A 23,201-nucleotide genomic window follows, 5' to 3' on the forward strand; every position below is an offset into this window, starting at 1 on the left:
AAGTGACCCGGTTTCAGCGTTTAATTTTGACCCGCCTATTGGGTGACAAAGCCCCCAGGCGGACCGCCCTCATATAGCGAGTCCGTCTGGGGGCTTTGCTTGCGACGTGGCTATTTTTCTCTGCGACTTTTGCTCTGAGCGAAGCGATATGACGTGTTGCCCGTTTCGATGATGGCACAGTGGTGCGTGACGCGATCCAAGAGCGCAGTTGTCATCTTGGCATCACCGAAGACAGCGACCCATTCCCCGAACTCCAAGTTGGTGGTGATGATGACGCTGGTTTTCTCGTAGAGCTTGCTGATCAGGTGGAACAGCAACGCGCCGCCGGATTTCGGGAACGGGATGTAGCCTAACTCGTCGATGATGACGCAATCCAGGGCCGACAGCTGCCGGATGATCTTCCCGGCATTGCCGTCGGCCTGTTCCTTGATCAGGGCATTGATCAGATCGACCGCGTTGAAGAAGCGGACCTTCTTGCCGTTGTTAATCAATGTGGTTCCAAGCGCGATGGCGATGTGAGTTTTGCCTGTCCCGGTTCCGCCGACCAGGATGAGGTTGTGCGCCTCTTCGGTGAACTGACCCGAGCAGAAGGGTTCGATCTGGGCCTTACTCACCGCGGCCGCGCCGTAATCGAAGGTGGCGAAGTCCTTATGATGGGGGAACTTCGCGATGCGCATTTGATACTGGATGGAACGCACTCGCCGCTCTACAGTTTCCGCGTCGATCAGTTGCTTTATCGCTGTGGTCAGACTTGGTGGCTTGCGCGCGGACAGCAAATCATGGGCGCAAGCTGCCATTCCATGCAGCCTCAAGGCGGTGAGTTGGTCGATGAGAGCGTTCATGCGGCAGCCTCCTCGGCCGAGCAGAGCGCCTCATAGCGCTTGCAGTCGGCCTCGGGCCGCACGGTCAGCTGCGGATAGACATTGCCCTCATTCAACGGCGTGATGATTGGCTCCACCAACTGGTTGATCAGATTGGTGATGGCAGGAAGGCGCAACGTGTTTTGTTCAACTGCCAGTTCGCAGGCCGTCTCCACCACCTCGATTCCGTGGTCCTGGGCCAGCAGAAGCAGATCGACGAACTCCCGGTCCCCGCCTTTGCCAGCCATGTAATGCTCCCTGATCCGATGCATGGCCTCAGGCAGTTGCCAGTCCACAAAAGGGGCGCCGTCGCGCAGAGCGCCGGGCTTGCGATCCAGTAGAGGAACATAATGCCAAGGTTCAAAGTAGCTGACGTTGCGGGTGAAGCGACGCTTGTGCTCGGCAATAACGTCCTGGCCTGACACCAGCACGATCCGGCTCGCATAGGCGCGCAAGGAGACATGCTGGCCTGCAAACCGGGAAGGCACGCTATAGCGATTGCTGGCATATTGAACCAGGCAGGTGGAACGGACCCGCACCGTCTTTTCCACATAACCATCAAAAGCCCGCCCCAGGGGGCGCAGCTCGGCGCGCTCATCTTCAAAAACCTCCGCAATCGTGCGGGACGATTGATCAGGATGGGCGCGGCTTGCCAATTCCTCGCAGCGCAGACGCAACCAGTTGTTCAGCCCATCCAGATCATCAAAAGCTGGCATGGGAACAAACAATCGGCCTCGTAAAAAATGGACCTGGTTCTCCACCTGACCTTTCTCCCAACCCGACGCGGGGGTGCAGGCAACCGGCTCCATCACATAATGGTTCATCAACGCCAAGAACCGCGGATGGAACACCCGGTCCTTCGAGCGGGAGACATAGGTCACCATCGTTTTGGGATTGTCGATGATCACCCGTCGCGGAACCCCGCCGTAGAAGGACAGCGCCCGTACAAAAGCATCCAACACCATCTCTTGGCTCTCGCCGGGATAGGCTACGATAAAAGGTTTGCGACTATGGCACAGGCGGAAGTGAGCAACCTTTACCTTCTGCTCGACACCACCGAGAACAACGCGCTCTTCGCTCCAGTCAAACTGGAGCGCATCACCGGCAGCAAAATGCAGGGGGATAAACGCCTCTCCCGATCCAGCATCGGCACGTTTGAGGTCTCGGATAAATCGCTGAACCGGAGAATAGGACCCAGTATACCCTTCCGAGACGAGCTGTTCGTAAAGCTTCGTGGCCGTCCGCCGCTCCCGGCGCGGGCGCTTGTGATCCTGCTCGAAAAGCTCTTGCAGCCGCGCGTCAAATCCATCGCACAGCTTATGCCGGGTCGGTGGCGCTTGCCGTTGATAGCTCGGTGGACTGTCGTCCTTCAGATACTTCTTCACCGTGTTCCGCGACAAACCGGTTGCCCGCGCCACAGATCGGATGCTGCGACCCTCAACCAATATCCAACGACGGATCTTCGATACACTTTCCATCAATATCACCTGCTCATTCCTCCGCGCTATTCAGCGCGGATGCTAACGTGGCAGGTGGGTCAATTTTGCACGCTCATAACCCACCCAAGTGGGTCAATTTCGCACGCCGATTCACAGACTGAACTGACCGCGTATCTGGAGACTGTAGGGTCGGCAGACGAGCCTTACGAGAAGTTCGACGCAGAGAACACCGCCTTTCGCCTGACATTTGCCGAATTGGCGACATTTGCATCGACGCTCGACACGCTTCTGCCCCGACGTGACGCAGAGCACATCCTGCTGCTGACCGATACTGTCGCTGCGGACCTCGCCGCAGACGCGAGCACCATGTCGAACCTGACCGCACGGCCCGAAGTCTATGCCTTGGCCGAGCGTCTTGCCGCAGTCGGCGATGCAGCCCGTGACGACGACTGGGAGGCCGCCGAAGCAAGTTGGACCGCGTTCAAGACCGAAGCCGACGCGATCGAAGAGAGGGCATTCTGATGGAATTCTACCTAACCCGCAGAAATATGCTGGCCTTGGCCAGTGCAGGCGCGATCTCGCTGGCCTCCCCGCTGATCGCACAAGACACTCCCTTGCGGCTTGCTTTCATTCCGCAGGAGAATCCCGACAAGCTCTTAGGCGACATTGAGGCCATCACAAGATGGCTATCCGAACAGATTGGCGTTCCCGTGGAAGGCTTCGTCACCATCGACCATGCTGCGGCTGTCGAGGCACTTCGCAACGGAGATGCAGACGTCTCCTTCATGGGCGCGTTGCCTTTCGTTCTGGCGGAGGCGGAAATTGGCGCGGTACCTCTCTTGTCTGAGGTCTACCGGGGCGCGTCAAGTTACACAGGACGCATTTTTGTCCGCCGCAACAGCGGTATCGATACGCTGGCAGACCTGCGCGGGCGCGATATCGCCTTTGCCGACCCGATCTCTGAATCAGGTTATCTTTATCCTCTTTCCGAATTCGTTAAGGCCGGGCTAATTGAGGGTCCTGGCGCAGCGGAGAAATTCTTCGGCCGCGTGTTCTTTGCGGGAGGCTACCAGCAAGCCATGCAGGCTATGGCCGAAGGTCTGGTCGATGCCGCCGGTGCCAGTCAGTATGCGGATTTGTTGTTGACCCCACAACAGCAGGCCGAGGTGACTTGGCTCGTAGAAAGCGCGCCGATTCCAAGTCACCTTGTGATCGCACGCCCAGAACTCGATGCCGCCCTGCAAGCCCGTTTTGTTGACGTCATGCTGAAGCTCAACGAACCGAAGCACCGCGACAAATTGAGCTATCTTTACGGACCAGATGGCTACGTCAGGGCAGACGGCACCGCGTATGAAGGCGTACGCGATATGGCAAAGAAATACGGGCTGTTACGATGAGCATGGCTATCGAAATAGACGATCTGAGTTATGTCCATAAGGGCGCACAGCTACCAGCGTTGGAACGAGTCTCATTTCGGATCCCGGCGGGCGAGTGTGTCGCTTTACTGGGCCCATCCGGGGCGGGCAAAACGACGTTGCTGGCGCTGCTCGACGGTAGGATTCAGGGATGGCGCGGGCGCGTTTCTGTCTTGGGTGCGCCGCTCAATCCCGACCGCCCACCACCCCGAGCTCGCCGTCCTGATACCGGTTTCGTGTTTCAGGAATTCGCCCTCGTAGAACGCTCCACGGCACTACGCAACGTGCTCAACGGCCGCCTGGGGCGGATGTCACCTTTCCAAGCAGTACTGGGATCGCCAATGGCTCACGATCTCGATATTGCCCGCACAGCACTCGCCGATTGCGGCATCGCAGAACTCGCGGAACGCCGTGTCGACAGTCTCAGCGGAGGACAGCGACAGCGCGTGGCTATTGCGCGATGTCTGGCGCAGGAACCACGGCTGATCCTCGCCGACGAGCCAGTGAGCAACCTCGACCCCGCCCGCGCTGGAGAGGTTCTGGGGTTGATGACCAAGGCGGCGCGAGCGCGTGATGCAACAGCGCTATTCTCCTCGCACCAACCCGATCTGGCGCGGCGTTTTGCAGGGCGCATCATCGGCATACGAGAGGGGCGGATCGCGTTTAACGTGCCAACGTCCGAGTTGAAAGACGATGCGACTGCCGAACTCTATCGGGGGTCAGGACCGACGCCGGAACTCGGTCCCCGGGCGGTGTTATGATGGCCCCCCGCGACTTCGGCGGCTTCGTCACCAGTTCGCTGATCGCTATTGCCATCCTATGGTCCCTCGTCACAACCGATGTCGAGTTGTCGCGTCTTGCTTCGGCCGGTCCACGGATTACCGACTTTATCGGCCGGATGTTCCCGCCCGATCCGACAGTGATGACCGAGATCAAAAAAGGCAGCGCAGAGACACTAAGAATAGCAATCCTCGGCTCCCTCGGCGCAGTGCTGCTGTCGACCCCTCTGGCTATTCTCGCGTCCGAAACCATGGTTTCGCGTGCGGTGTTCGGGCCGGTCCGCGCGCTGCTGGCCTTTATCCGGGCGGTACCGCTGATCCTCGTGGCCATGCTCATGGTGGGCGCGGTCGGGCTCGGGCCGCTGCCCGGCATCATCGCAGTTGCCTTTCATGCCACTGGGATGCTCGCTAAATTCTATGCCGAGGCGATCGACGGCGTATCTCGCGCCCCCATCGCAGCACTTGAAAGTGCAGGGGCTGGACCGCTCGTGCGGCTCAGACATGCGATTTGGCCACAGATGGCCCCAGTCATCGCCCGCGACACGATTTTCCGGTTCGAACTGAACCTGCGTGAGTCGTTGGTCCTCGGCATCGTCGGCGCGGGCGGGATCGGCTTTTACATCCAGACCTACATCCGCTCTTTTCAGTATGACAAGGCGGCCAGCGTCACGATTGCCGTCGTCGGCCTAGTCATCGTCATCGAGGCGATCAACATCACGCTGCGTCGTCGATTTACCTAACCATCAAGCATAAATGTCGATCGGTGTTCCATTTTTCACCATTGCGTAGATTTCCTCGATCTGACGGTCCGTTACGGCGATGCATCCTGCGGTCCAGTCACGCTTGTTCATCGGGTCGATCCCCTTGCGTGGCCCACCGTGAATAAAAATATCGCCACCCGGCGACTTTCCTTGGGACTCAGCAAAGGCAATATCCGCCGCGTTGGGATATGAGATGCCGATGGAGAGGTGGAAGAGGCTGTCCGGGTTGCGTCGGTCAATCACGTAGGTGCCTTCTGGCGTACGGCCGTCTCCCTCGAACTGTTTGTGACCCTGGGGCGCGAAGCCCAATCCGATGGGAAATGTACGCAAAACGCCAGCCTTCCCGTCAAGGACGAGCAACCGCTGTGCCTTGTACATGCGAAGACGGGTTACTTTGGGTCCGTTGTAGGTCCGGAACTTATCTGCACAGCCTGACAGGAAGGCAGCCAACCCACTTAGAATAAAGACCCGTCGTGGAAAATTGGTAGTCATTACTGCTTGATGCCCCTTTCGTGAGGTCTGATGTGTTTTAGGCGTTACTTAACCGCAAATGCCGGATCAATGACCGTGCGCCAGTGCTCCCTTTGCCATATTCTCGCCCACCGGTTCACCGCCCGAAGGCCCGCCCTTGATCTGATAGCCGTTCAAAAGCCGCAGTGCATTGGCGACCACCAACAGGGATACGCCCACATCCGCAGCGATGGCGCCCCACATAGAGGCCATGCCGAACGCGGTCAGCCCGACGAACAGCGCTTTGGTCGCCAACGATATACCAATATTCTGGTGGATGATCGACATGGTCCGGCGTGAATGACCAATAAGCCAGGGCACCTTGCCGATATCGTCAGTCATCAGCGCAATGTCGGCCGTCTCGATGGCCGCATCAGATCCGACAGCCCCCATGGCAATGGCATAATGCGCCCGCGCCATGGCCGGTGCGTCGTTCACGCCGTCACCAATCATCGCCACCATGTCGTGGATTTCCACCAGTTCTTCGATTGCCGTCACCTTATCTTCTGGCAAAAGTTCGGCGCGCACTTCGTCGATCCCAACTTCGGCCGCGACGGCACGCGCGGTGCGTTCGTTGTCGCCCGTCAACATCACGATCGTCTCCACACCCTGCGCATACAACTTTTCAACGACCCCCTTAGCATCAGGGCGGATGCGGTCGCGCAGCTCTAGTATGCCGACCACGGCAGTCTCGTCACCCACTACAACTAAGGTGCTCCCTGCTCCTTCTATTCGATCTCTCAAATCTGTCGGAATGTGATTGCCAAACCCCTTCTCCTCAGCGAACCGATCCGAGCCGAGCCAGATTACACGCCCGTCGGCGCGCCCTTCCAGCCCGCGTCCAGGCACGGTGCGTGTATCCTCTGCAGCAGTTATGGAAACACCATCAGTTTGCGCGCGCGCGAGAATGGCCCGTGCCAGCGGGTGCGAAGACCGTGCCTCCAAACTCGCTGCCAGCGTTATGAGATCGCCCGCGGAGGCTTCGCCCAATGCGTGAACTGCTGCAACCTCGGGTTCGCCCATAGTGATCGTTCCCGTCTTATCCATCGCCAGCGCAGTGGTGCGACCTGGCGCCTCAACATAAGCGCCCCCCTTGATAAGCACCCCTGCTCGCGCCGACGCGGTCAGCGCTGCCACGATCGAAACTGGTGTTGAGATGACAAGGGCACAGGGGCAGGCGATTACCAGCAGCACCAACGCATTGTAGAACCAATAGTCCCAGGCACCGCCCAGGAGGAGCGGCGGCACCAGCGCAAGGGCGACCGCCAGCGCCATCACTATGGGGGTGTAGATGCGTGCAAACTTCGCGACCCATTGCTCGACCGGGGCGCGACGGGCATGGGCATCGCCGACCATGCGAATGATTTTCGCGAGCACCGTGTCCGAGGCGGCCTTCGTAGCGCGCACCGTCAGTGTGCCCTCACCATTGATTGTGCCGGCATAAACCTCGTCGCCGAGTTCCTTCGGAACCAGTGCGCTTTCGCCAGTGATCGGGGCCTGGTCAACAGCCCCGGCCCCCTCTACGACCTCGCCATCAAGTGGGATGCGATCGCCGCCGCGCACGATGAAACGATCATCCACGGCAACTTCTGCCGCTGGAACATTCGCCTCGCTACCATCCGGCCGAATGATCCTGGCTGTCGGCGGTGCTAAATCCAGAAGGGCCGACACCGCATTGCGCGCCCGCCCCACACTCCAGCTCTCAAGGTAGAGCGACAGTGAAAAGAAAAACGCAACTGTCGCTGCCTCGAAGAATTCGCCCAGCCCGATAGCACCCGCCACGGCCACCACCATCAATAGATTCATGTCAGGGCTAATTCTGCGTGCTGAAGACCAGGCCTTTGGTGCAACGAGCCAGACGCCAAAAAGGATTGCGACGGCAAACAGCCCGGCTTCCGCGATGGGCATCGGCGCCGTGCCATGCCCTGCAAACAGACCAAGCGCACCACCCATGCCCGTTTCGACGATATGGTAGAGAAATCCTGCCGCCCAAAACCCGCCGCTCAGCGTGGTAAAACGCTTTTGACGTGCCAAATGCGCTGCCTGATTTTCGGCCGCGTTGTCGGCATCCCACGGTTTCGCGCTCATCCCCGTGCTCGCGACCAACTCAGCGACCTCATCATCTGAAATCTTATCCGCAGTATCCAGAATCGTCATTCGTCCATTAATGACATCAAACGCCAGATGCTCTGTCCCGCCAACTGTTGGACCGACAGCCCTATTCAGGATCGCCACCTCTTCGGCACAATCCAGACCAGAGACCTGGAAACTTCGTCCGGTCGCGGGGATGGGTTGTGCTGGTTCCGTGTCGGCTCCAGCACCGCAGCACGTACCACCTTCTCCATGAGAGTGGGAAACTCCTTTCGGATGCTCTTGATAATCACTGTGCTCGCGATCGCGGTCAGATTTGTGTTTGTGGTCGCGGCGGTGGTCATGGATAGACATAGATTGACCCTAGGATTAGATTGATTCAACTCTGACATAGCCCCTACAGTTACTAGAGGTTCAATAGAAAAATTGCGTTTCTTTTTATGAACTCTTTTGAAGATGCCGCGCTCCGACCGCCCCAGGGTGGTTCTTGTGGACCTGTGCCCGGTATGCAAGATTGTTGGTGAAAACCAAAGTAGGACAGGTCAGAGGACTGAATGCAAACACGACATATGATGATTGGAGCGGCCCTGCTGCTCGCAAGCGGATGTGCCGCACCAATGGCTAACTCCCGCGCGCCGGTAGACGCGGTTGGAAACCTTCCCGAACAAATCGTTAACCTAGCTGCACCTGGTCAGGACCTCACAACAGCTCGGCTTCGTTCCGAGGATGGGTGCTACTGGTATGAGCACAGCGGTCCAGTAGAAACGACACTGGTGCCGCTCCGCTCAATAGGTGGCAACCCGATCTGCACCACGCGCTCGGCGTGACTAATTGACCAGTGCAGACGGGTTGGGCGTAGATCACGTTCGCGGGGTCACGCTTTCTTCTGCCGAATACAGGAACGCCGTCGAACCAGTTTTGACGTTCGGGTATAGATGGTTGATATGTGCCATGACCATGCGGACACACCCCGAACTCGCGCGCCCGCCGATGCTTCTTGGTTCGGGCGTCCCGTGAATGCGAAGATAGGTGTCTCGGTTGCCTTCAAAAAGGTAAAGCGCCCGCGAGCCAAGAGGGTTTTCTGGGCCAGGGTCAACACCGTCGGCAACCGGGCCATAGAGCTCGGGATCGCGTGCGATCATGTTTTGGGTCGGCGTCCAGTTTGGCCATTCCACTTTTCGCTGGATCGTATACGTGCCGGGCTCGTACAGGTTACCACGGGCGATCGCCACACCGTAACGCATCGCAGTTCCCCCTTCTTCGATGTGATAGATGTAGCGCGCTACGGCATCAACGTGGACGTCTCCCGGAACAAGCCCGTCCTTAGCGTCCACCCGCTGGGGCAAAAAGCGCGGGTGCAGGCCCCACGGGTTTGACGTAGTTGGATCAAAAGCGGGAGGTGTGACCTGCGCGTCCCAGGCGGCCTTCTCCTCCTTGGTGGGCCGGGTGGCTGCCAGTAGCGGGCCAGCGATTGGAGTAGAAAACAGCGCACCGCTGGTTTGGAGAAAATGTCGTCTTGTCAGCATCATTCTTATTCCTTCAACGTTAGGTAGGCAAACTAAGCTCAAACAAAACCGCTCTGCCGTTCATTAAGGAAAGCCTGAAGCAGTATGGCCTGTTTGAATCGAATGCCGTTCTTCGCCTGCGGTCCTAACTCCTAAAGCTACTATAGGTTCAAGAAAAATATTGAGGTCGAACCGGGGCTTTCGTGTTCTTACTTAGACAAGAACAGACCAGTCCGCCAGCAATTCGGTCGTGGCCCGTCACCGCAGGACTATCCGATATTCTGGGTGCGGGGCCGATGTTCGCCATTGGTTGAAAAAACCTTCGCGGTAACATCTCGACTGTGTCTCACGTCGAAAGAACTACATCTAAAGAACGACCAAACCGGAGCGATGTAACGACCTGGCCGAAGGCCGCGACATCTTGAATCACGTCTCGCGATAGTTGTCACAAGCCTCAACCCCTTCTGCGACGACATCAAGAAGAGCATCTACATCGCTCAATAGCGTTATGATACGTGAATTGCTGATACGGTAGCGAACAAACCGTCCATCTCGATCGCTGGCGACAAGCCCGCACTCCAGCAGGCATCGCAAATGATTGGAGATATTGGGCTGAGTTAGTCCCGTGTGCGCGACGAGCTCCTGAACGACGAACGGACTTTTTGCCAAGGCGTCCAAAATCGTCAAACGACTGGTATCTGCGAAGCCGCGAAGCAATTTCGCGCGCTGTTCAATAGTGGTGGTCTTGTTGTCCATAACGATTTGCGCCATATCATTTCTCGCTGATATATAGAATCTTCTATCCACTTTAGCAGGAAAGCCGCGATCATGGCCAACACAGACAACGAGATAGCAGATGCGCCATTGTTTCGATACCGGGTTTCCGGCATGGATTGCGCGAAGGATGCTGCACAGATCGAGCGGGCGGCACAGTCGGCCGGGGTAGCGCCCGGCGATGTGAAAGTGTCGGCCGCAACCCACATCATGACACTGGCTGCACCCGAAGGGCGCCTGCCGGACATCGAAAAGGCCGTTGCGGTGACTGGTTACAGCTTCGACCGGATCGAGGACAATGCAGACATTCCGCCAAATCCGGCCCATCAGGACCCGGCCTACCGCCGTGCCCTCTGGATCGTCGTGATCCTGAACGTGGGATACGGGGTCCTCGAAATGATCGGCGGTTTCATTTCCGGATCGCAGGCCGTAAAGGCCGATGCGCTCGATTTCATCGGCGATGGCGCGATCACCTTCCTCGGTCTGCTGGCCATCGGCTGGAGCCTCGCCTGGCGGGCGCGGTCGGCCCTGATCCAAGGCGTTTTCCTCGGGCTCCTCGGCCTTGGCGTTCTCGGCACGACCATCGTCCGGGTCTTCGAACAAACGACGCCGGATGCGGCTCTCATGGGCCTGCTCGGCATGATCGCCCTTGTCGTCAACGTCATCTCCGTTCTGCCGCTGCTGCGGTTCCGCAAGGGCGACGCGAACATGCGGGCCGTCTGGCTCTTCTCGCGCAACGACGCCATCGGTAATGCGGCGGTCGTCGTTGCCGCCGGTCTCGTGGCGTGGCTGGGCAGCGCGTGGCCCGACCTTATCGTCGCCTTCGGTATCGCCGGACTGTTCCTGCACTCCGCTTGGGCCATCATCCGCGACGCGCGGGGCGATCTGAAGGCGACGGCATGAACGGTCGCGTTCTCGGTGGGCTCTGCGCAATCGCAGCGCTCGGTCTCGATCAGGGCACCAAGGCGCTCGCCCTGACCACACCGGCGCTCGAGAGCGGGGTCGAGGTTTTACCCTTTCTTAACCTCGTGCGGGTTCTGAACGATGGGGTCAGCTTCGGTATGCTCGGCGGGTTCGTACCGTGGTGGGGTCTCATCGCGCTTGCTGGCGTGATCGTGGCATGGCTATTGATCTGGTTATGGCGCGCGCCGGACAGGCTGACAGCTGCCGCTCTCGGTCTGATCATCGGCGGCGCACTCGGCAATATTCTTGACCGCGTACGCTATCAGGCCGTTCCTGACTTTCTCGACTTCCATTACGGATCATACCACTGGCCGTCCTTCAATCTCGCGGACGTAACGATTTTCTGCGGTGCGGCCCTGCTGTTCTGGGACAGCTTCCGCTCTGCGAAGGACAAGCCTGGTCAGAGTGAACGCAAGGAAAACACAACGGGGGTGTAACCCATGTTCGGCATACCATCTGCGAAAGGCTTTGACAGCACACTGGCCCTGCTGCGCAACCCATATGGGTTCATCTCGGAGACCTGCCGCGCACTCGACACAGACCTGTTCGAAACCCGCATCCTCCTTCAAGAGACGATCTGCATGACCGGCGCGGCGGCAGCGAAAGTTTTCTATTCCGAGGATAAACTGATCCGCGCGGGCTCGATGCCGGGCCGCATACAGAAGACCCTGCTGGGCGAAGGCGGCGTTCAGGGATTGGACGGCGCTGCCCACCAGCACCGCAAGAAGATGTTCATGTCACTCATGGGGACCGAGCGGATCGCCGCGCTTCAGGGCACGTCGCTTCACATGTTGGACAAATATGCGCCGGACTGGGAGGCGAGGAACGAGGTCGTCCTCTATGACGAAGTGCGCGAAATGCTCACAAGAGCTGTTTGCGCCTGGGCCAGGGTGCCGCTTGATGAAGCTGAGGTGGCGACCCGAACGGCGCAGCTTACAGCGCTTTTTCAGGACGCCGGTGCCATTGGCCCGAAACATTGGGCCGCGCGACTGGCGCGCCACCGCCTGGAAAAATGGGCAGCACGGATGATCCAACAGGTCCGCGATGGCGAGCTTCAGCCGACGCAGGAAAGCGCCCTTCATTTCATCGCGACATGGCGCGATCTCGACGGGGAGTTGTTGAACCCCAGGATGGCCGCCGTAGAGTTGCTGAACGTCTTGCGTCCGACCGTGGCGGTGTCTGTATTCATCGTGCAGACGGCGCACGCCCTGTACAGGTACCCAGAATGGCAGGAGAAACTGCGGAACGACGAAGGACTGCTCGAACCCTTCGTTCAGGAGGTCCGCCGCCTCTATCCATTCTTTCCTGCGGTCGCGGCACGAGTCAAAAGTACTTTCGAGTGGCAAGGGTATCGCTTTCCCAAAGGACACCGGGTTCTGCTGGACCTCTATGGTACGAACACCGATCGGCGTTCATGGGATGCGCCACTTGAGTTTCGGCCCGAACGGTTTCGGGGCCGTGCCGAAAACCCCTACGACTTCATTCCACAGGGCGGCGGCAACCACTACACGAACCACCGCTGCCCGGGTGAATGGATCGCGATCAGTCAGATGAAGGCGTTTTGCAGGTATCTTGTGAACGACATCGACTACGATGTGCCGGATCAGGATTTGGAGCTTGACCCAGGAGAGCTGCCATCACTGCCCCAGAACCGGTTCATCATGCGCAACGTCAGGCGTCGGCAGTAGCTTCGGCCTCACCCGGCCCGACCGACCGCGCATCCTTCGTGGCCTCGAACGCCTCCCACGCAACGTAGGGCACGATCAGAAGCGCCGCGACCGGATCGGCCCACCACCAGCCCATCCATTGCGTCAGACCGATTCCGGCCAACACCACAATGGTCTGGTATTCGCAGATCATGGTATCCTTGGCATCGTATTTCAGGGCGGGTGAATCGAGCCGCTTGCCGTAGCGATACTTGCCCCAGGCCAATAGCGGATTGACCACTAAAGAGACAAACAGGATCGCGATCCCCCACCAATTGAAGCCCGGTGCCTCCTGCGAGATGAAGGCGGACACCGCCTCGTAGAGGATCGCGGCGACGACGATCCAGAAAGCACAGGCGACCACATAGAGCGCGACCTTCTTGCGATGCAGGACCGTGCGCTTGTCGCCACCGTCCTTCTCGGCCTTCAAGCGCCAGATCAGCGTCCCGGCTGAGGTGGCTTCGACCGTGCTGTCGAGGCCCCAACTCACTAGTGCGGCGCTGCCGGTCAGAAGTCCAACGGTGACGGATACGACGACCTCGATGAGGTTGTAGACAAGGCTGGCGATCTCGACGCGGATGCCGCGTGTCAGATTGGTTTGTCTATCATTTTTCTGCTTGCTCATGATGCGGTAACCCCTGATATATTCTATAAGTTCCCGCCGAGAGTTGGTTACCTTGTCATCAGTATCTCGCCATTTGGAAGCCGACATTGTTCTCCTTCTAAGCTGCCTCAATAAAGGCGAGCTTGCCCCTCATACATGAAAACAAAGGGTTTCGGACCTTTCGCGTAGCCGGTGTCGAGCCGCTCCATGCGGAAGCCGTTCTGCTCGACCAGAGTGTCTGTCTGGCGGTCAAGGTGACAGTTTCCGGCACAATGCTTCCAGGCAGGCGTGAGCCAGCGCTGCCAACGCTGGACACCGGGTTCGGGCGCTGTTCCATGCTCGACGAAGCGGAAGGCGCCATCCGGCTTGAGAACGCGCCGGATCTCGGCCAGCACCTTCTCCGGTTCCGACACGCTGCAGAGCGTCCAGGTGGCAACCACGCAGTCAACGCTGCGATTTTCCAGCGGCAATGCTTCGGCCACGCCCTCGATCATCTCCGTTGTCGGCGTCAAGCCCTGAGAAGCCTGCGCGGCCCGATGAAGGAGTTCCGGCGACGGGTCCACACCGACGATCTGATCCACGGCGTCGGGGTAGAGCGCGAGGTTCAGGCCCGAGCCGATCCCGATCTCCAGCACGCGGCCCTTCGCACCTGAGACCGCGCGCCTTCGGTAGGGAAGAAGCTGTTCCTGACCCATGGTGAGATGCGTGAGGCCAGGAAGTATATGTTTTTCGTAGAACCGCACGAGCTGTTACCCTATTCGTCCAAGAACCGGAAATGCATCGAGCATCCAGTATGACAGCGCGCTCAACTGTCCAGTCATCATCGCCAGTCCCATAAGGATCATCACGACGCCTGCAATCTGGTGGAGGCGGCGGCCAACCCGGCCGATGGCCCGCAACCGTCCCGCAATCTGATCGGTGAATCCGGCCACGATCAGAAACGGTATCCCGAGGCCTGCGGAATAGACGGCAAGCAGCATGACGCCTTCGCCCATCGTGGCGCTCGCCGCACTGGCTGTCAGGATTGCGCCGAGGATCGGGCCGATACACGGCGTCCAACCGAAACCGAAAGCAAGACCGAGGACATAGGACGCAGCGGGTTGGCCCCCGGGGATGTTGAGATTGAACCGGAAATCGCGTTCCATCACTGAAACACGCGCGGCCCCGATCATGAAAAGCCCGAAGACAATGATGATGCCGCCCCCAACGAGGTTGAGTTCATACCGCCACCGAAGAAGGGCCTGACCCAATGCTGTCGCGGATGCGCCAAGCCCCATGAAAATGGTGGAGAAGCCGAGGACAAAACACAGGCTCAGCCAGACCGCGCGCGACGGCGAGGCCGCAGCCGCCCCGCCTTCAGCGGCTGTGCGCCCGGCCACGTAAGAGACATATCCTGGCACAAGAGGCAGCACGCAGGGAGACAGAAACGATATCGTACCGGCCAAGAGCGCGGCGGTGAGCCCCAGAAGCGAGATATCTACCATGAACCACGTTCACCCCTGAATAGCTTGCGCAAGGGCACTCTTGTGGCAGCCCAATATGCCAGGGTCGGGACGATGATCCATTGCAGCAGGGGCGTGAGACCGGCGTCGATGACGGGGACCACCGGCATGATGTCGCGATAGGCCCAGGCCGCACGGATTACGATGTTCAGCCACTCGCTGAAGATCGTGTAAGAGACGCCCATGGCCACGGCCAAAAGCAGGACACGCCCTGCGCGTTCCGACGGCCATGCGTGCCCTCCAACAAGAAACAAGGCAAGCAAGAGCGTGCTCATGGCGATCAACAGGTCTCCGCCGGTGCAGTGCACGACCGCGAACACAATCTCTCCCCAGGTGCCTTCGACCCAGATCGTGTAGAGCGGGATATGTGCCATTTCCCAGATCAGGTGTCCGACGGCGGTATAGACGATGTATCGGCGGATGACGGACAGCCATCCGGTATCGCTTGTCTCAATGGTTTCTGTGTTTGCTGTCATGCTGGGGGTCCGTTCTTCGATCAATGCGCGTTGGTCAGGCCGTTGACGTACAGGATCATGTTGATGTGCCGGAAAGCGGAACCCGCAAAGACCCCGGAATGGCGGTTGCCGCGCGCGATAACATGCACAAGCGGAGCTTCGGGACGGTCTGGCGCAATCGCGCGATACTGATCGATCAGATTCTCTATTGGCACTTGTGCGCGAGCAATGACCACGTTCTCGGCAATCGGTCCGGGAACCGGATCACTGGCGTCGGTCACCACAAGGAAGGTCACCATGTCCAGCATGGGAGATGCATTCACTCCGCCCCTCACCTTTTCAAGAAGTGCCTGCTGGTCAGCACAGGGCGACCCGCAGTTGGACGGGACGGAACTAAGAACGACGACCTGATCGGAGAGGCTTTCCAAGTCCAACGGTTCTCGGTCAGGGCCGAGCAGATCCAACGCAGGAAGTTCGTTGATGTCAACGGCAGTGAAAGCAGGTTCTTTTTGTGCCATCACCTCGTCAAGACGGTCGCCAGGATGATCTGCTGTCGCGTTGCCCTTTAATCTGAGACGCGACGCGTTTGGCGACAATTTTTGCCCTTAATTGTGAGATACGGCTGTCATGGGGCCCCTGTTTCTCGCGCACCTTTGCGCGATGTGATCAACCGCGGCAAGCAATCGAGGCTCCTTCTCGAAGGCGCGCAAGAGAGCAACCCTTGCATAGTCGTCGATGCTTTTGCTGACGATGGCTGCCTTAGCCAAGGGATGAGATCGAGCGGCGGCGATTGCGGCGAGGCAGAACAGCCTAACTTCCGATCTGGGGTTCTGGACAGCGAACGACGGATCCCCGCGGAAGGTTTTGAGTGACATGGCAAAGGTGACCGCGCGCATTGCGCGCCGAAGTTGCTTGGGGCCGCGCGAGCGCGCGGCGCACTCAAGCATCTCTGCCCCGCGGCGCGCTCGGTATATCAGTTTTCCAGATATTTGTTCCTCACGGAGTTTGCCAAGGGTCTGCACAAGTCTCGTCCCGCAAACTTGGCAGTCAAATGCCCAGGCCCGCCTCCAATGCCTGAGCGAAAGACCCTCTCTGGCGCATTGCATGCAATGCTGGAATGGCATCTGAGCCGTCAGCGAGGCTTCTCGTGGCGTCATTGCCGGAAAGGTCAAAGATCGAACAACATCTGGGTTAACCCGTGCGGCGTTGGCAATCTTCGCCGCCGCAGCCGCGTCGACGTTGAAGTCCAAGGCGGTGCCATGCGCGGTATCGATTCTGAGATGAGCCAGTAGTTCCGCATCATCACAGTAGTTGGCCGCCGCCAGCCGAGACAACCAACCTGACAACAACTCGTCTGGCAGCGGCGCGACAGTCTTGGGCAGCGGGTGCGGCTTCACACCCGGGACTTCTGGAGCCGCCGATGGGGGTTCGCATGGCGCGACCAAACCGGCGTCCATTTTGCGATTGCGTCATCGGTGATGCATTCCTCGCCTGTGATAATGGCGTCGATGGAAAGATCCTTGACCAGAGCGAAGATGCGCGAGGTCACCCCACCGGTCAGTGCCAAGACCTGCTTGAGAGATTTGACCTTCAGGTTGGACTTCTTTTCCAGTGGCATGGCAGCAATAAGGGTCTGGATCATGTCCGAGAACTCGGCATCGTCGCGCCAGTTTGGCAGATGATGTTCGTCCAGCCGTCGGGCAAGCTGGATATCACCGCGAATAGCATCGACGGCCTCGCTGACCCCAAGGCAGACCAGTGACACCTCGAGTTCATTGCTGAGATACCGCAGGACATTGAGAAATCGGCGCTGTTCGCGGTGGGTCCCGGCCAAGAGATTGTGGACCTCGTCGATCATGATCATCCGCAGGCCAAGGTCGCGTAAGAGCGCGATGACACGGACTTCGAGGGAAGCCACATTTTGAGCGCGGGCGCTAAGAGCCGTCGCCGGGGCGCCGACGGCGGCCAGGATGTGCAGGTAAAACCGCCGTTCATCAGGTGCGGGCGGCGCTTGCAACAGCAGAAGCGGTGTGCGGGTGATGCCCGACGCCGGATCGTATTCTGGTGCGTACTTGCGCGACAGGTTTCGGGCAATCATCGTCTTTCCGATCCCGGAGGCGCCATGCACAAGAAGCCCAGGCATACGGGTTTGTCGTGGCGCTTCGATCATGCCCTGCAAGCGGTCCAACACCTGTTCCGCCCGAGGAAAGCCGATCCAGATATCCGATTGAATGAGGGCGATCCGGCCGTCTTCTTCAGTTGTCCCTGCCCTCAATTCACCATCTCTCCACCTTGAACAATGGGCGCGATGTATCACCCGTATCGATCGGGCGCAGCCCTTCGGTTGTCGAGACGGCCGAGTTCGTGCCCTTCAATGTCCCTTTTCTTTCACGGGTTCTGCGTTCGGCCTTCGTCAGGCCCCGGCTTTCAGCTTCGATCTGGCGTTGCTGTCGGATCAGCTCAGCCAGCACCAGCTCATTAGACCCGGACTTGCCAAGGGCACGGGCCTTCCTCATCGCTTCGCGATATTCCCAGAGCGAGACGGGCGGAATTTCCAGGTTTCTGTACCGCGCCTCAACATACCGGCCATCGTCCAGTTCGACCCAGATCATTGAGATATCGCGAGGATCGTAGCGAACGACCACCTTTCCATCCCCGCGCCCAATGTGGCCTGCAAGGGCATCGGACCAGTACCTTATCTGGAACAGATGGATGCCGTCACGCCTGATCTTGCGCAGTTCACTCGGCAGGAAGCTCACCTGAAAGGCTTCCATCTCGAAGGGGATGTCGCCTGTCATTTGCTCTGAGAGCGCCTCCCATTTGGCAACGGGCGTGCAGCCAAGACTTGAATGAATGCTGTTGTTGTAACGGCAGATTTCCAGAGCAAACCAGCGATCGAATTCGCTCAACGTCATCGTGGCCTTGCTTTCGGCGTCATAGTCGCCCTTTGCCGCGATCGAGGATTGCGTTGTTTCCGGCAACAGGTGAACGGCCCCCATCATGGTGCCGATCAACCGTTCGATGTGACCACCGAAGTGAGGACTTGCTGGCGGTCGATAGACCAGATCGATCCCCCAATCCGCACAGGCCGACCGAAAGGCGCGCGACCGGAAATCGCGACCGTTATCGACGTGGATGCTGTGCGGTTTGCCCTGTGCTGGCCAAGGAACATCGCACGCCAATTCCGCAAGAAGTTCCTCCTTGAGGGCCACCGCCTGTGTCAGGCAAAGCGCCACTGACAGACGCGAAGGTGCCTCGAGAGAGGTGTAATATCCGGTCACCATCCGCGTTGCGACGTCGATCGCCAGCGTGACCCAAGGCCGCCCAATTGGTTTGCGTTCAAAGCCGTCGACAAGAATGATGTCCGCCGGTGTATGATCAATTTGGACGATCTCCAGTGGCATACTGGCCTTGTTCTCACCTGTGACCGGCGCAAATTTCTGGCGGGCCGCCTTTGCGCCCTCTCGTGCCTTCGCAACTTCGCGGGCATCCATCGCATCCAGACGACGCTGAACCGTTCGCCGTGTCGGCGGTTGCAAGCCCTCCTGCCAGCAAGCGCTGCGGATTTCTGTCACGACGCGCGACAAGCTCGAACGCTCCCGGCGCAAGAAATAGCGGCGAAGGTGCTCCTCGATTACCGCTTCGACTTTGCTGGATATTAACATCGTCCCGGTCGGGCGGCCCCGTTTCCGCGGAGCCAGAGCGCTGGTGCGCCCACCCTCTTCCGCCAACCGTTTTATCCAACGCCAGACCGTCGCCCTGCTGACACCAAGCTCCCAAACGGCGTCATTGATGCCACGTTCCAGGCTGCCAGTCCCATTGAGATATGCCTGAACAAGAGGGCGCAGCACCGCGGCCCTGCGCGCCTCTTCAGCACCAACAGCAACGCAGTCTTCGCCATCATCATTCATCGATATTTGCCGCAAATGTCTGTGAACCCTGTCTCAGGTTTAAGGGCAAAAATATCAGAATTAAAGGCAAAATCTCATATTTAAGGGCAAAGCTCAGCCGTTGATTTCGTTGGATTTCCCATCTCACAATTAAGGGCTACGCGACACATGGATTTCGATGCGGATGTCGCGGCTGTAGTCATCGCCCAGAAGAGCCCTCACCCGCGCCTCGACCGCGCCGCCTGCGTCATGATCCGTATGCACAACCTCCGGCTCTTCGGTCAGGTTGAAACGGATCAATGGAGAGGTCGCGGCGCGAATGATCTGGGGGTGCAGCTCCGGAGGCGCGCCTTCGATCAGTTGTGCTACATTGGCGGCCCGTCCGGCGGCTTCCGCGCCGATCGCCGCCTGCACGGCGAGTGTTCTTTCGTCAACGAAGAACCAGAGGCTCACCGCCTGCGCCACGACGATAACACCCAGCACCAAGAGTGAGATCTGCGTGCGCAGTCTCCACGGGCGCGTTTTCACGAACTGACCTCGACATCGCAGGTCAGGCTGTAACCGCCGTTGCGCACGGTGGAGATGACACGGGGGCGCAATACGTCCGGTTCGATCTTGCGGCGCAGGCGGCTGATCTGATTGTCGATCGTCCGGTCAAGCGGTCCGGCCACGCGCCCCGCTGTCATTTCCAGCAGCTCATCGCGGCTCATGACGATACGCGGGCGTTCGAGCAGGATGGACAGGAGTTTCAGCTCACTGGAGGTTACCTGATTGCGGGTGCCGTCCGGGGCGGTCAGGGTCCGTCCGTCATAGTCCAGTTCGAGATGGGCGAACCGGATGCGCTTGCCCGCGAATGGGTCCTGCGGAGGGCTCTTCTCGCTGCGTCGCATGATGGCCCTGATCCGGGCCAACAACTCGCGCGGATTGAAGGGTTTGGAGAGATAATCATCCGCGCCGCCTTCCAGACCCTCGATGCGGTCGTCGTCCTCTCCGAGGGCGGTCAGCATCAGGACCGGTGTGCCGCACTCCTGACGCAATCTTTTGCACGCAGTCAGCCCGTCTTCGCCGGGCATCATCACATCGAGCACGATCAGATCGAAAGAATGTCTTGCGCGCTGAGCGTCCATCTCTGCGGCACTTTCGGCGACCGAGGTTCGCATGCCGTTCCGTTCGAGATAGCTTGAAACGGAATTGCGGATCTCGTCATGGTCGTCGACGACCAGAATGTGGGCAGGTTCGCTCATACCCGGTGTATATCAAACCGCCGGTGTAAATGTCCGCCCCCTCTTTGTAGCCAAATGTAACGGCAGTTTGACGCGTCGCGGGAGCAGGGGGGACAATAGGAGCCCTCAAGTCTGCGACAGCGCATGTTCCGGCGGTCTGCGGATCGCCAGCCGGTGCACCCCGGCGGATTGCTGTTCTTCCATGCGGGGCGGCGTCCCGGCGAAGAAGGTCGTGATTTCCTGATACCTGATCCGCGTATCCTCAAGCGCCTGATAGTATCGGAAAAGCTCCTTCAGTGGGGCCGAAAAGTCTTTGTGCGCGGCGAGGACCGCGACCAGTGCCCCAAGCGTGATCCGGCCTTCGATGACGAAATATCCGCCAAGTGAGTAGAACAGAAACGGTGTCAGCGCCGTCAGAAAGTTGTTGAGCGCCTTGATGAAGAACTTGAGACGAAAGATCCTTCTGCGTACCTGCTCCAGCGCCTTGAAACTAGCGCCCGCCGCCGACAGGCCGGACGAGGCGCCCTGTCGTTCGCGCAACTGCTCGCTCAGTTGCCTGCCAAGATCGCGGACCTCTTTGATCCGGATACGCGACAGGGTGTTCACCCGGCGCTGCAGCTTCGGGAGCAGAATAAGCTGAATGGGCAACACGGTCAGCGCGGCGGCACCCAGGATCGGGTCCTGAATGAACATGAACAGCAGAATGGTGAAAAGCGTGCCACCCTGCAAAACCGGCAGGGTCAGGACTTCGGCCGCGAAGCCGCCGATGGGTTCCACTTCCTGTGCGAGTATTGGGACGATCTCGCTTTGCTCGGACGCCTCCGCATCCGAGCGCCACCGCCGATAGATCAGCAGCCTGAAGCGTCGGAGAAACCGCTCCGCCGTATAGCCCTTGAAGACGTTGAGCGTGTATTTGATGAGTCCGTTCAGGCTGATCGACAGCAAATACAGCCCGCAAAGCAGCAGCAGGAATATGACCTGATCCAAACTCTGGCCCAGAACCTCGACCGGGAAAGTCGCGGATTCCAGCGCATTGTTCACGATCTGCTTGGGCAGTTCCAAGGTCAGATACAGGATCGGAAGCGCGAGAAGGCTCAGCATGATCATCTGCGCCTGCTGCCGTCTGGTGTAGCGCAGGACCGAGCTGAACAACCCGGCATCAAGCCCCCTCACGTGGTTCATGCGCGCGACCGGTTTTGCCGGGCGGCTCCAGAGCCGCAGGATACCGCGCAGGACGAGATAGAGGGCGACGCCGATCAGCAATCCCGGCGCCAGGACCAGAATGAGGTGAATGAACGGATGAACCCAGTCCGGCGTCGTATCATTGTAATCGTATCCGAAGAGGGCGGAGACGTCATGTACGAGGACGTGATACCTGTCCATCAGCGACATTGGAGCGCGCTCAATATCCGGCGGGTGAGGCGAGGTGATCATGCACGATGATGACCCCCCACATCCCGGCATCTCTGTGGCCGGGGACCAGACAGGCAAATTCCAGATTGGTCACGTCTGAAAACTTCCAGATCAGTTCCCCGGTTTCACCGCTGGGTATCGATATGAAGTTGGCGGCGTCATGGGTCATGTCCGGATGCTCCTGCATCCATTGCCGGTTTTCGGTGACTTCATCGAAGGAGCCGAGAAAGAAAGTGTGATCGAGTTTGCCGGAGTTCGTGACCCGAAAGCGGACAACCGCTCCGTTCTCGATGTGAAGCGCATCCGGATCAAAGAGCATGTAACCGCTTCCGGTCTCCCTGACCGTGATGTCGACCGTCCTGTCGGGCGTGGCATCGCCGGGGGGTTCTCCGATCGGGTCATGGTCCGGAAGGTCGTAGGCCCTCAGATGGGGTTGCTGGCTTTTGCCATCGGACGCATGCGCGGAGAGGGCGGACAAGATGAGCGCTGCCGCGAGGGTGCAAGTTTTGAACGATGTCTTCATGTGCTCAACGCCTCCGCAGTAGGGGAAATTCTAGAACCGGGTTTATTCGATCGATTGAAGCCGTGAGCCCAAGGGTTCAGCAAACGTCGGATCTGGGTACTACCGCCGCTGGCGCGGTACACCATCGTCGCAGACGGGCGCCCAACGGGGGAAAGAACGGGCGCGGTGTACGCCCGTTCTGGTATTAACGTTATCGCAAGGCGGTGCTCGCGATCCGCACTGACCGTTTAGTGAGTAACGGAGACTTCGCGGAACATGCCGGATTCGTAATGACCGGGGATCAGGCAAGCAGCTTCGAACGTGCCGTTATTTGCAAATGTCCAGATGATTTCGGCATCTTCGCCGGGCGCGAGCCGGATGCGGTTGGGCTCATTATGACCCATATTCATACCGCTCATATCCGCCATTTCGTTCTTGTGCGCGGCGTTCTTCTTTTGCGAGTCGAGAATGAACTCATGGTCCAACTCGCCCTCGTTGCGGACGACGAAACGGACGGTCTCGCCTTCTTTGAAATCCAGATCGCCGCCCTTGAACAGCATTTCGCCGTCGTCTGTTTCGACCATGTCGATCTCGACCGTGCGGTCCACCGCAGCGGCATCGCCGGGCATGCCGATCTTCATTTCTCCATGGGTGTCGCCGGACTTGTTTCCGTGAGCCGCTTCGCCGGCAAACCCCGGTGCCGCAAAGGAGGAAGCCAGTGCGATTGTCAGCAGTAGATGTTTCATCTGTTTAGTCCTTGGTTGCTTTTGGGTTCAGGTATTGGCCGGAGGACTCATCAGCCCTCCGGA

General features: G+C 59.0%; 25 protein-coding genes and 1 pseudogene. 7 read left to right on the forward strand and 19 right to left on the reverse strand.

Annotated elements, in window-relative coordinates; all coding sequences use genetic code 11:
• Positions 1-110: 110 nt before the first annotated feature.
• Positions 111-842 (reverse strand): IS21-like element helper ATPase IstB, encoded by a 732-nt coding sequence (istB, locus tag AB4M76_RS19125; RefSeq protein WP_108485421.1) that lies wholly within the window; start codon positions 840-842, stop codon positions 111-113.
• The gene (gene istA / locus AB4M76_RS19130; protein ID WP_368440061.1) at positions 839-2,338 is read right to left on the reverse strand and encodes an IS21 family transposase; all 1,500 of its coding nucleotides are present in this window, start codon (positions 2,336-2,338) and stop codon (positions 839-841) included. Before istA ends, istB begins: the two co-directional genes overlap by 4 nt.
• A gap of 54 nt (positions 2,339-2,392) precedes the next feature.
• On the opposite strand from istA, the gene AB4M76_RS19135 reads away from it, so the two are divergent.
• The 4 genes from AB4M76_RS19135 to phnE are packed head-to-tail and all read left to right on the forward strand — an operon-like array spanning position 2,393 to position 5,233.
• Positions 2,393-2,821 carry a hypothetical protein gene (locus tag AB4M76_RS19135; protein ID WP_368443826.1) on the forward strand — a complete coding sequence of 143 codons (429 nt, stop codon included), beginning with the start codon at positions 2,393-2,395 and terminating at the stop codon, positions 2,819-2,821.
• Entirely contained in the window at positions 2,821-3,696 is an 876-nt protein-coding gene (locus AB4M76_RS19140; RefSeq protein ID WP_067264393.1) for a phosphate/phosphite/phosphonate ABC transporter substrate-binding protein, read from the forward strand. Before AB4M76_RS19135 ends, AB4M76_RS19140 begins: the two co-directional genes overlap by 1 nt.
• A complete protein-coding gene (locus AB4M76_RS19145) occupies positions 3,693-4,475 on the forward strand; it encodes a phosphonate ABC transporter ATP-binding protein (RefSeq protein ID WP_067264396.1) in 783 nt (260 codons plus the stop codon). Before AB4M76_RS19140 ends, AB4M76_RS19145 begins: the two co-directional genes overlap by 4 nt.
• Complete coding sequence (phnE, locus tag AB4M76_RS19150) at positions 4,472-5,233, forward strand: phosphonate ABC transporter, permease protein PhnE (RefSeq protein ID WP_244153745.1); 762 nt, start codon at positions 4,472-4,474, stop codon at positions 5,231-5,233. Before AB4M76_RS19145 ends, phnE begins: the two co-directional genes overlap by 4 nt.
• A 3-nt stretch (positions 5,234-5,236) precedes the next feature.
• Here the strand turns inward: phnE and AB4M76_RS19155 are convergent, their stop codons facing one another.
• The 4 genes from AB4M76_RS19155 to AB4M76_RS19170 all read right to left on the reverse strand — a co-directional run bounded on the left by AB4M76_RS19155 (position 5,237) and on the right by AB4M76_RS19170 (position 10,116).
• Positions 5,237-5,746, reverse strand: a complete 510-nt coding sequence (locus tag AB4M76_RS19155) for a murein L,D-transpeptidase family protein (RefSeq protein ID WP_067264398.1) — start codon at positions 5,744-5,746, stop codon at positions 5,237-5,239.
• A 66-nt stretch (positions 5,747-5,812) separates the two neighbouring features.
• Positions 5,813-7,999 carry a cation-translocating P-type ATPase gene (locus AB4M76_RS19160; protein ID WP_067264400.1) on the reverse strand — a complete coding sequence of 729 codons (2,187 nt, stop codon included), beginning with the start codon at positions 7,997-7,999 and terminating at the stop codon, positions 5,813-5,815.
• 716 nt (positions 8,000-8,715) lie between these two features.
• Positions 8,716-9,381 (reverse strand): L,D-transpeptidase, encoded by a 666-nt coding sequence (locus tag AB4M76_RS19165; protein ID WP_067264455.1) that lies wholly within the window; start codon positions 9,379-9,381, stop codon positions 8,716-8,718.
• Between the two features lie 405 nt (positions 9,382-9,786).
• On the reverse strand, positions 9,787-10,116 hold the full coding sequence (locus tag AB4M76_RS19170; RefSeq protein ID WP_231886347.1) for a helix-turn-helix transcriptional regulator: 330 nt from the start codon (positions 10,114-10,116) through the stop codon (positions 9,787-9,789).
• A 72-nt stretch (positions 10,117-10,188) separates the two neighbouring features.
• On the opposite strand from AB4M76_RS19170, the gene AB4M76_RS19175 reads away from it, so the two are divergent.
• The 3 genes from AB4M76_RS19175 to AB4M76_RS19185 are packed head-to-tail and all read left to right on the forward strand — an operon-like array spanning position 10,189 to position 12,785.
• Positions 10,189-11,037, forward strand: a complete 849-nt coding sequence (locus tag AB4M76_RS19175; protein ID WP_368443827.1) for a cation transporter — start codon at positions 10,189-10,191, stop codon at positions 11,035-11,037.
• Complete coding sequence (gene lspA / locus AB4M76_RS19180; RefSeq protein WP_035714444.1) at positions 11,034-11,534, forward strand: signal peptidase II; 501 nt, start codon at positions 11,034-11,036, stop codon at positions 11,532-11,534. The genes AB4M76_RS19175 and lspA overlap by 4 nt, the downstream gene beginning before the upstream one ends.
• 3 nt (positions 11,535-11,537) lie before the next feature.
• A complete protein-coding gene (locus AB4M76_RS19185) occupies positions 11,538-12,785 on the forward strand; it encodes a cytochrome P450 (RefSeq protein ID WP_368443828.1) in 1,248 nt (415 codons plus the stop codon).
• On the opposite strand, the gene AB4M76_RS19190 is transcribed toward AB4M76_RS19185, so the two are convergent.
• From AB4M76_RS19190 to AB4M76_RS19250, 13 genes and pseudogenes are all read right to left on the reverse strand, one after another.
• Complete coding sequence (locus AB4M76_RS19190) at positions 12,769-13,428, reverse strand: cation diffusion facilitator family transporter (RefSeq protein WP_198039720.1); 660 nt, start codon at positions 13,426-13,428, stop codon at positions 12,769-12,771. The two genes, AB4M76_RS19185 and AB4M76_RS19190, sit on opposite strands and share 17 nt — an antisense overlap.
• Before the next feature lie 107 nt (positions 13,429-13,535).
• A complete protein-coding gene (locus AB4M76_RS19195; RefSeq protein ID WP_067264420.1) occupies positions 13,536-14,102 on the reverse strand; it encodes a class I SAM-dependent methyltransferase in 567 nt (188 codons plus the stop codon).
• 54 nt (positions 14,103-14,156) lie between these two features.
• Positions 14,157-14,891, reverse strand: coding sequence for a cytochrome c biogenesis CcdA family protein (locus AB4M76_RS19200; protein WP_009824512.1), 735 nt, complete (start codon positions 14,889-14,891; stop codon positions 14,157-14,159).
• The gene (locus tag AB4M76_RS19205) at positions 14,885-15,385 is read right to left on the reverse strand and encodes a hypothetical protein (protein WP_067264422.1); all 501 of its coding nucleotides are present in this window, start codon (positions 15,383-15,385) and stop codon (positions 14,885-14,887) included. Before AB4M76_RS19205 ends, AB4M76_RS19200 begins: the two co-directional genes overlap by 7 nt.
• A 20-nt stretch (positions 15,386-15,405) precedes the next feature.
• Positions 15,406-15,882: a cytochrome-c oxidase gene (locus AB4M76_RS19210; protein ID WP_231886348.1), complete on the reverse strand. Its 477-nt coding sequence runs from the start codon at positions 15,880-15,882 to the stop codon at positions 15,406-15,408.
• Positions 15,883-15,969: 87 nt separating this feature from the next.
• Entirely contained in the window at positions 15,970-16,761 is a 792-nt protein-coding gene (locus tag AB4M76_RS19215; RefSeq protein WP_038147409.1) for a TniQ family protein, read from the reverse strand.
• Positions 16,758-17,639, reverse strand: coding sequence for a TniB family NTP-binding protein (locus AB4M76_RS19220; RefSeq protein WP_038147410.1), 882 nt, complete (start codon positions 17,637-17,639; stop codon positions 16,758-16,760). The genes AB4M76_RS19215 and AB4M76_RS19220 overlap by 4 nt, the downstream gene beginning before the upstream one ends.
• Position 17,640: 1 nt before the next feature.
• A complete protein-coding gene (locus tag AB4M76_RS19225; protein WP_136720530.1) occupies positions 17,641-19,275 on the reverse strand; it encodes a Mu transposase C-terminal domain-containing protein in 1,635 nt (544 codons plus the stop codon).
• A 147-nt stretch (positions 19,276-19,422) separates the two neighbouring features.
• Positions 19,423-19,782: pseudogene (locus tag AB4M76_RS19230) on the reverse strand (two-component sensor histidine kinase); the annotation flags it as partial.
• Positions 19,779-20,498, reverse strand: coding sequence for a response regulator (locus tag AB4M76_RS19235; protein ID WP_067264430.1), 720 nt, complete (start codon positions 20,496-20,498; stop codon positions 19,779-19,781). The gene AB4M76_RS19235 and the pseudogene AB4M76_RS19230, both read right to left, overlap by 4 nt.
• A 105-nt stretch (positions 20,499-20,603) precedes the next feature.
• Positions 20,604-21,869 carry an ABC transporter transmembrane domain-containing protein gene (locus AB4M76_RS19240; RefSeq protein WP_009827249.1) on the reverse strand — a complete coding sequence of 422 codons (1,266 nt, stop codon included), beginning with the start codon at positions 21,867-21,869 and terminating at the stop codon, positions 20,604-20,606.
• Positions 21,870-21,879: 10 nt separating this feature from the next.
• Positions 21,880-22,413, reverse strand: coding sequence for a copper oxidase (locus tag AB4M76_RS19245; RefSeq protein WP_009827248.1), 534 nt, complete (start codon positions 22,411-22,413; stop codon positions 21,880-21,882).
• Positions 22,414-22,640: 227 nt separating this feature from the next.
• A complete protein-coding gene (locus tag AB4M76_RS19250; protein WP_009827247.1) occupies positions 22,641-23,138 on the reverse strand; it encodes a plastocyanin/azurin family copper-binding protein in 498 nt (165 codons plus the stop codon).
• Positions 23,139-23,201 lie beyond the last annotated feature (63 nt).

It is taken from the genome of Sulfitobacter sp. PS-8MA, from assembly GCF_040933935.1.
In the GTDB taxonomy this organism is placed as follows: Bacteria; Pseudomonadota; Alphaproteobacteria; order Rhodobacterales; family Rhodobacteraceae; genus Sulfitobacter.

Bases quoted from the DNA above. Each gene is read 5' to 3' on its own strand.
- AB4M76_RS19210 (WP_231886348.1), bottom strand. From the start codon at position 15,882: ATGGCACAAAAAGAACCTGCTTTCACTGCCGTTGACATCAACGAACTT.
- AB4M76_RS19200 (WP_009824512.1), bottom strand. From the start codon at position 14,891: ATGGTAGATATCTCGCTTCTGGGGCTCACCGCCGCGCTCTTGGCCGGT.
- AB4M76_RS19240 (WP_009827249.1), bottom strand. From the start codon at position 21,869: ATGTCGCTGATGGACAGGTATCACGTCCTCGTACATGACGTCTCCGCC.
- AB4M76_RS19185 (WP_368443828.1), top strand. From the start codon at position 11,538: ATGTTCGGCATACCATCTGCGAAAGGCTTTGACAGCACACTGGCCCTG.
- AB4M76_RS19245 (WP_009827248.1), bottom strand. From the start codon at position 22,413: ATGAAGACATCGTTCAAAACTTGCACCCTCGCGGCAGCGCTCATCTTG.
- istA (WP_368440061.1), bottom strand. From the start codon at position 2,338: ATGGAAAGTGTATCGAAGATCCGTCGTTGGATATTGGTTGAGGGTCGC.
- AB4M76_RS19250 (WP_009827247.1), bottom strand. From the start codon at position 23,138: ATGAAACATCTACTGCTGACAATCGCACTGGCTTCCTCCTTTGCGGCA.
- AB4M76_RS19165 (WP_067264455.1), bottom strand. From the start codon at position 9,381: ATGCTGACAAGACGACATTTTCTCCAAACCAGCGGTGCGCTGTTTTCT.
- lspA (WP_035714444.1), top strand. From the start codon at position 11,034: ATGAACGGTCGCGTTCTCGGTGGGCTCTGCGCAATCGCAGCGCTCGGT.
- AB4M76_RS19195 (WP_067264420.1), bottom strand. From the start codon at position 14,102: ATGGGTCAGGAACAGCTTCTTCCCTACCGAAGGCGCGCGGTCTCAGGT.
- AB4M76_RS19175 (WP_368443827.1), top strand. From the start codon at position 10,189: ATGGCCAACACAGACAACGAGATAGCAGATGCGCCATTGTTTCGATAC.
- AB4M76_RS19155 (WP_067264398.1), bottom strand. From the start codon at position 5,746: ATGACTACCAATTTTCCACGACGGGTCTTTATTCTAAGTGGGTTGGCT.
- AB4M76_RS19190 (WP_198039720.1), bottom strand. From the start codon at position 13,428: ATGAGCAAGCAGAAAAATGATAGACAAACCAATCTGACACGCGGCATC.
- AB4M76_RS19235 (WP_067264430.1), bottom strand. From the start codon at position 20,498: ATGAGCGAACCTGCCCACATTCTGGTCGTCGACGACCATGACGAGATC.
- phnE (WP_244153745.1), top strand. From the start codon at position 4,472: ATGATGGCCCCCCGCGACTTCGGCGGCTTCGTCACCAGTTCGCTGATC.
- istB (WP_108485421.1), bottom strand. From the start codon at position 842: ATGAACGCTCTCATCGACCAACTCACCGCCTTGAGGCTGCATGGAATG.
- AB4M76_RS19225 (WP_136720530.1), bottom strand. From the start codon at position 19,275: ATGAATGATGATGGCGAAGACTGCGTTGCTGTTGGTGCTGAAGAGGCG.
- AB4M76_RS19205 (WP_067264422.1), bottom strand. From the start codon at position 15,385: ATGACAGCAAACACAGAAACCATTGAGACAAGCGATACCGGATGGCTG.
- AB4M76_RS19170 (WP_231886347.1), bottom strand. From the start codon at position 10,116: ATGGACAACAAGACCACCACTATTGAACAGCGCGCGAAATTGCTTCGC.
- AB4M76_RS19140 (WP_067264393.1), top strand. From the start codon at position 2,821: ATGGAATTCTACCTAACCCGCAGAAATATGCTGGCCTTGGCCAGTGCA.
- AB4M76_RS19145 (WP_067264396.1), top strand. From the start codon at position 3,693: ATGAGCATGGCTATCGAAATAGACGATCTGAGTTATGTCCATAAGGGC.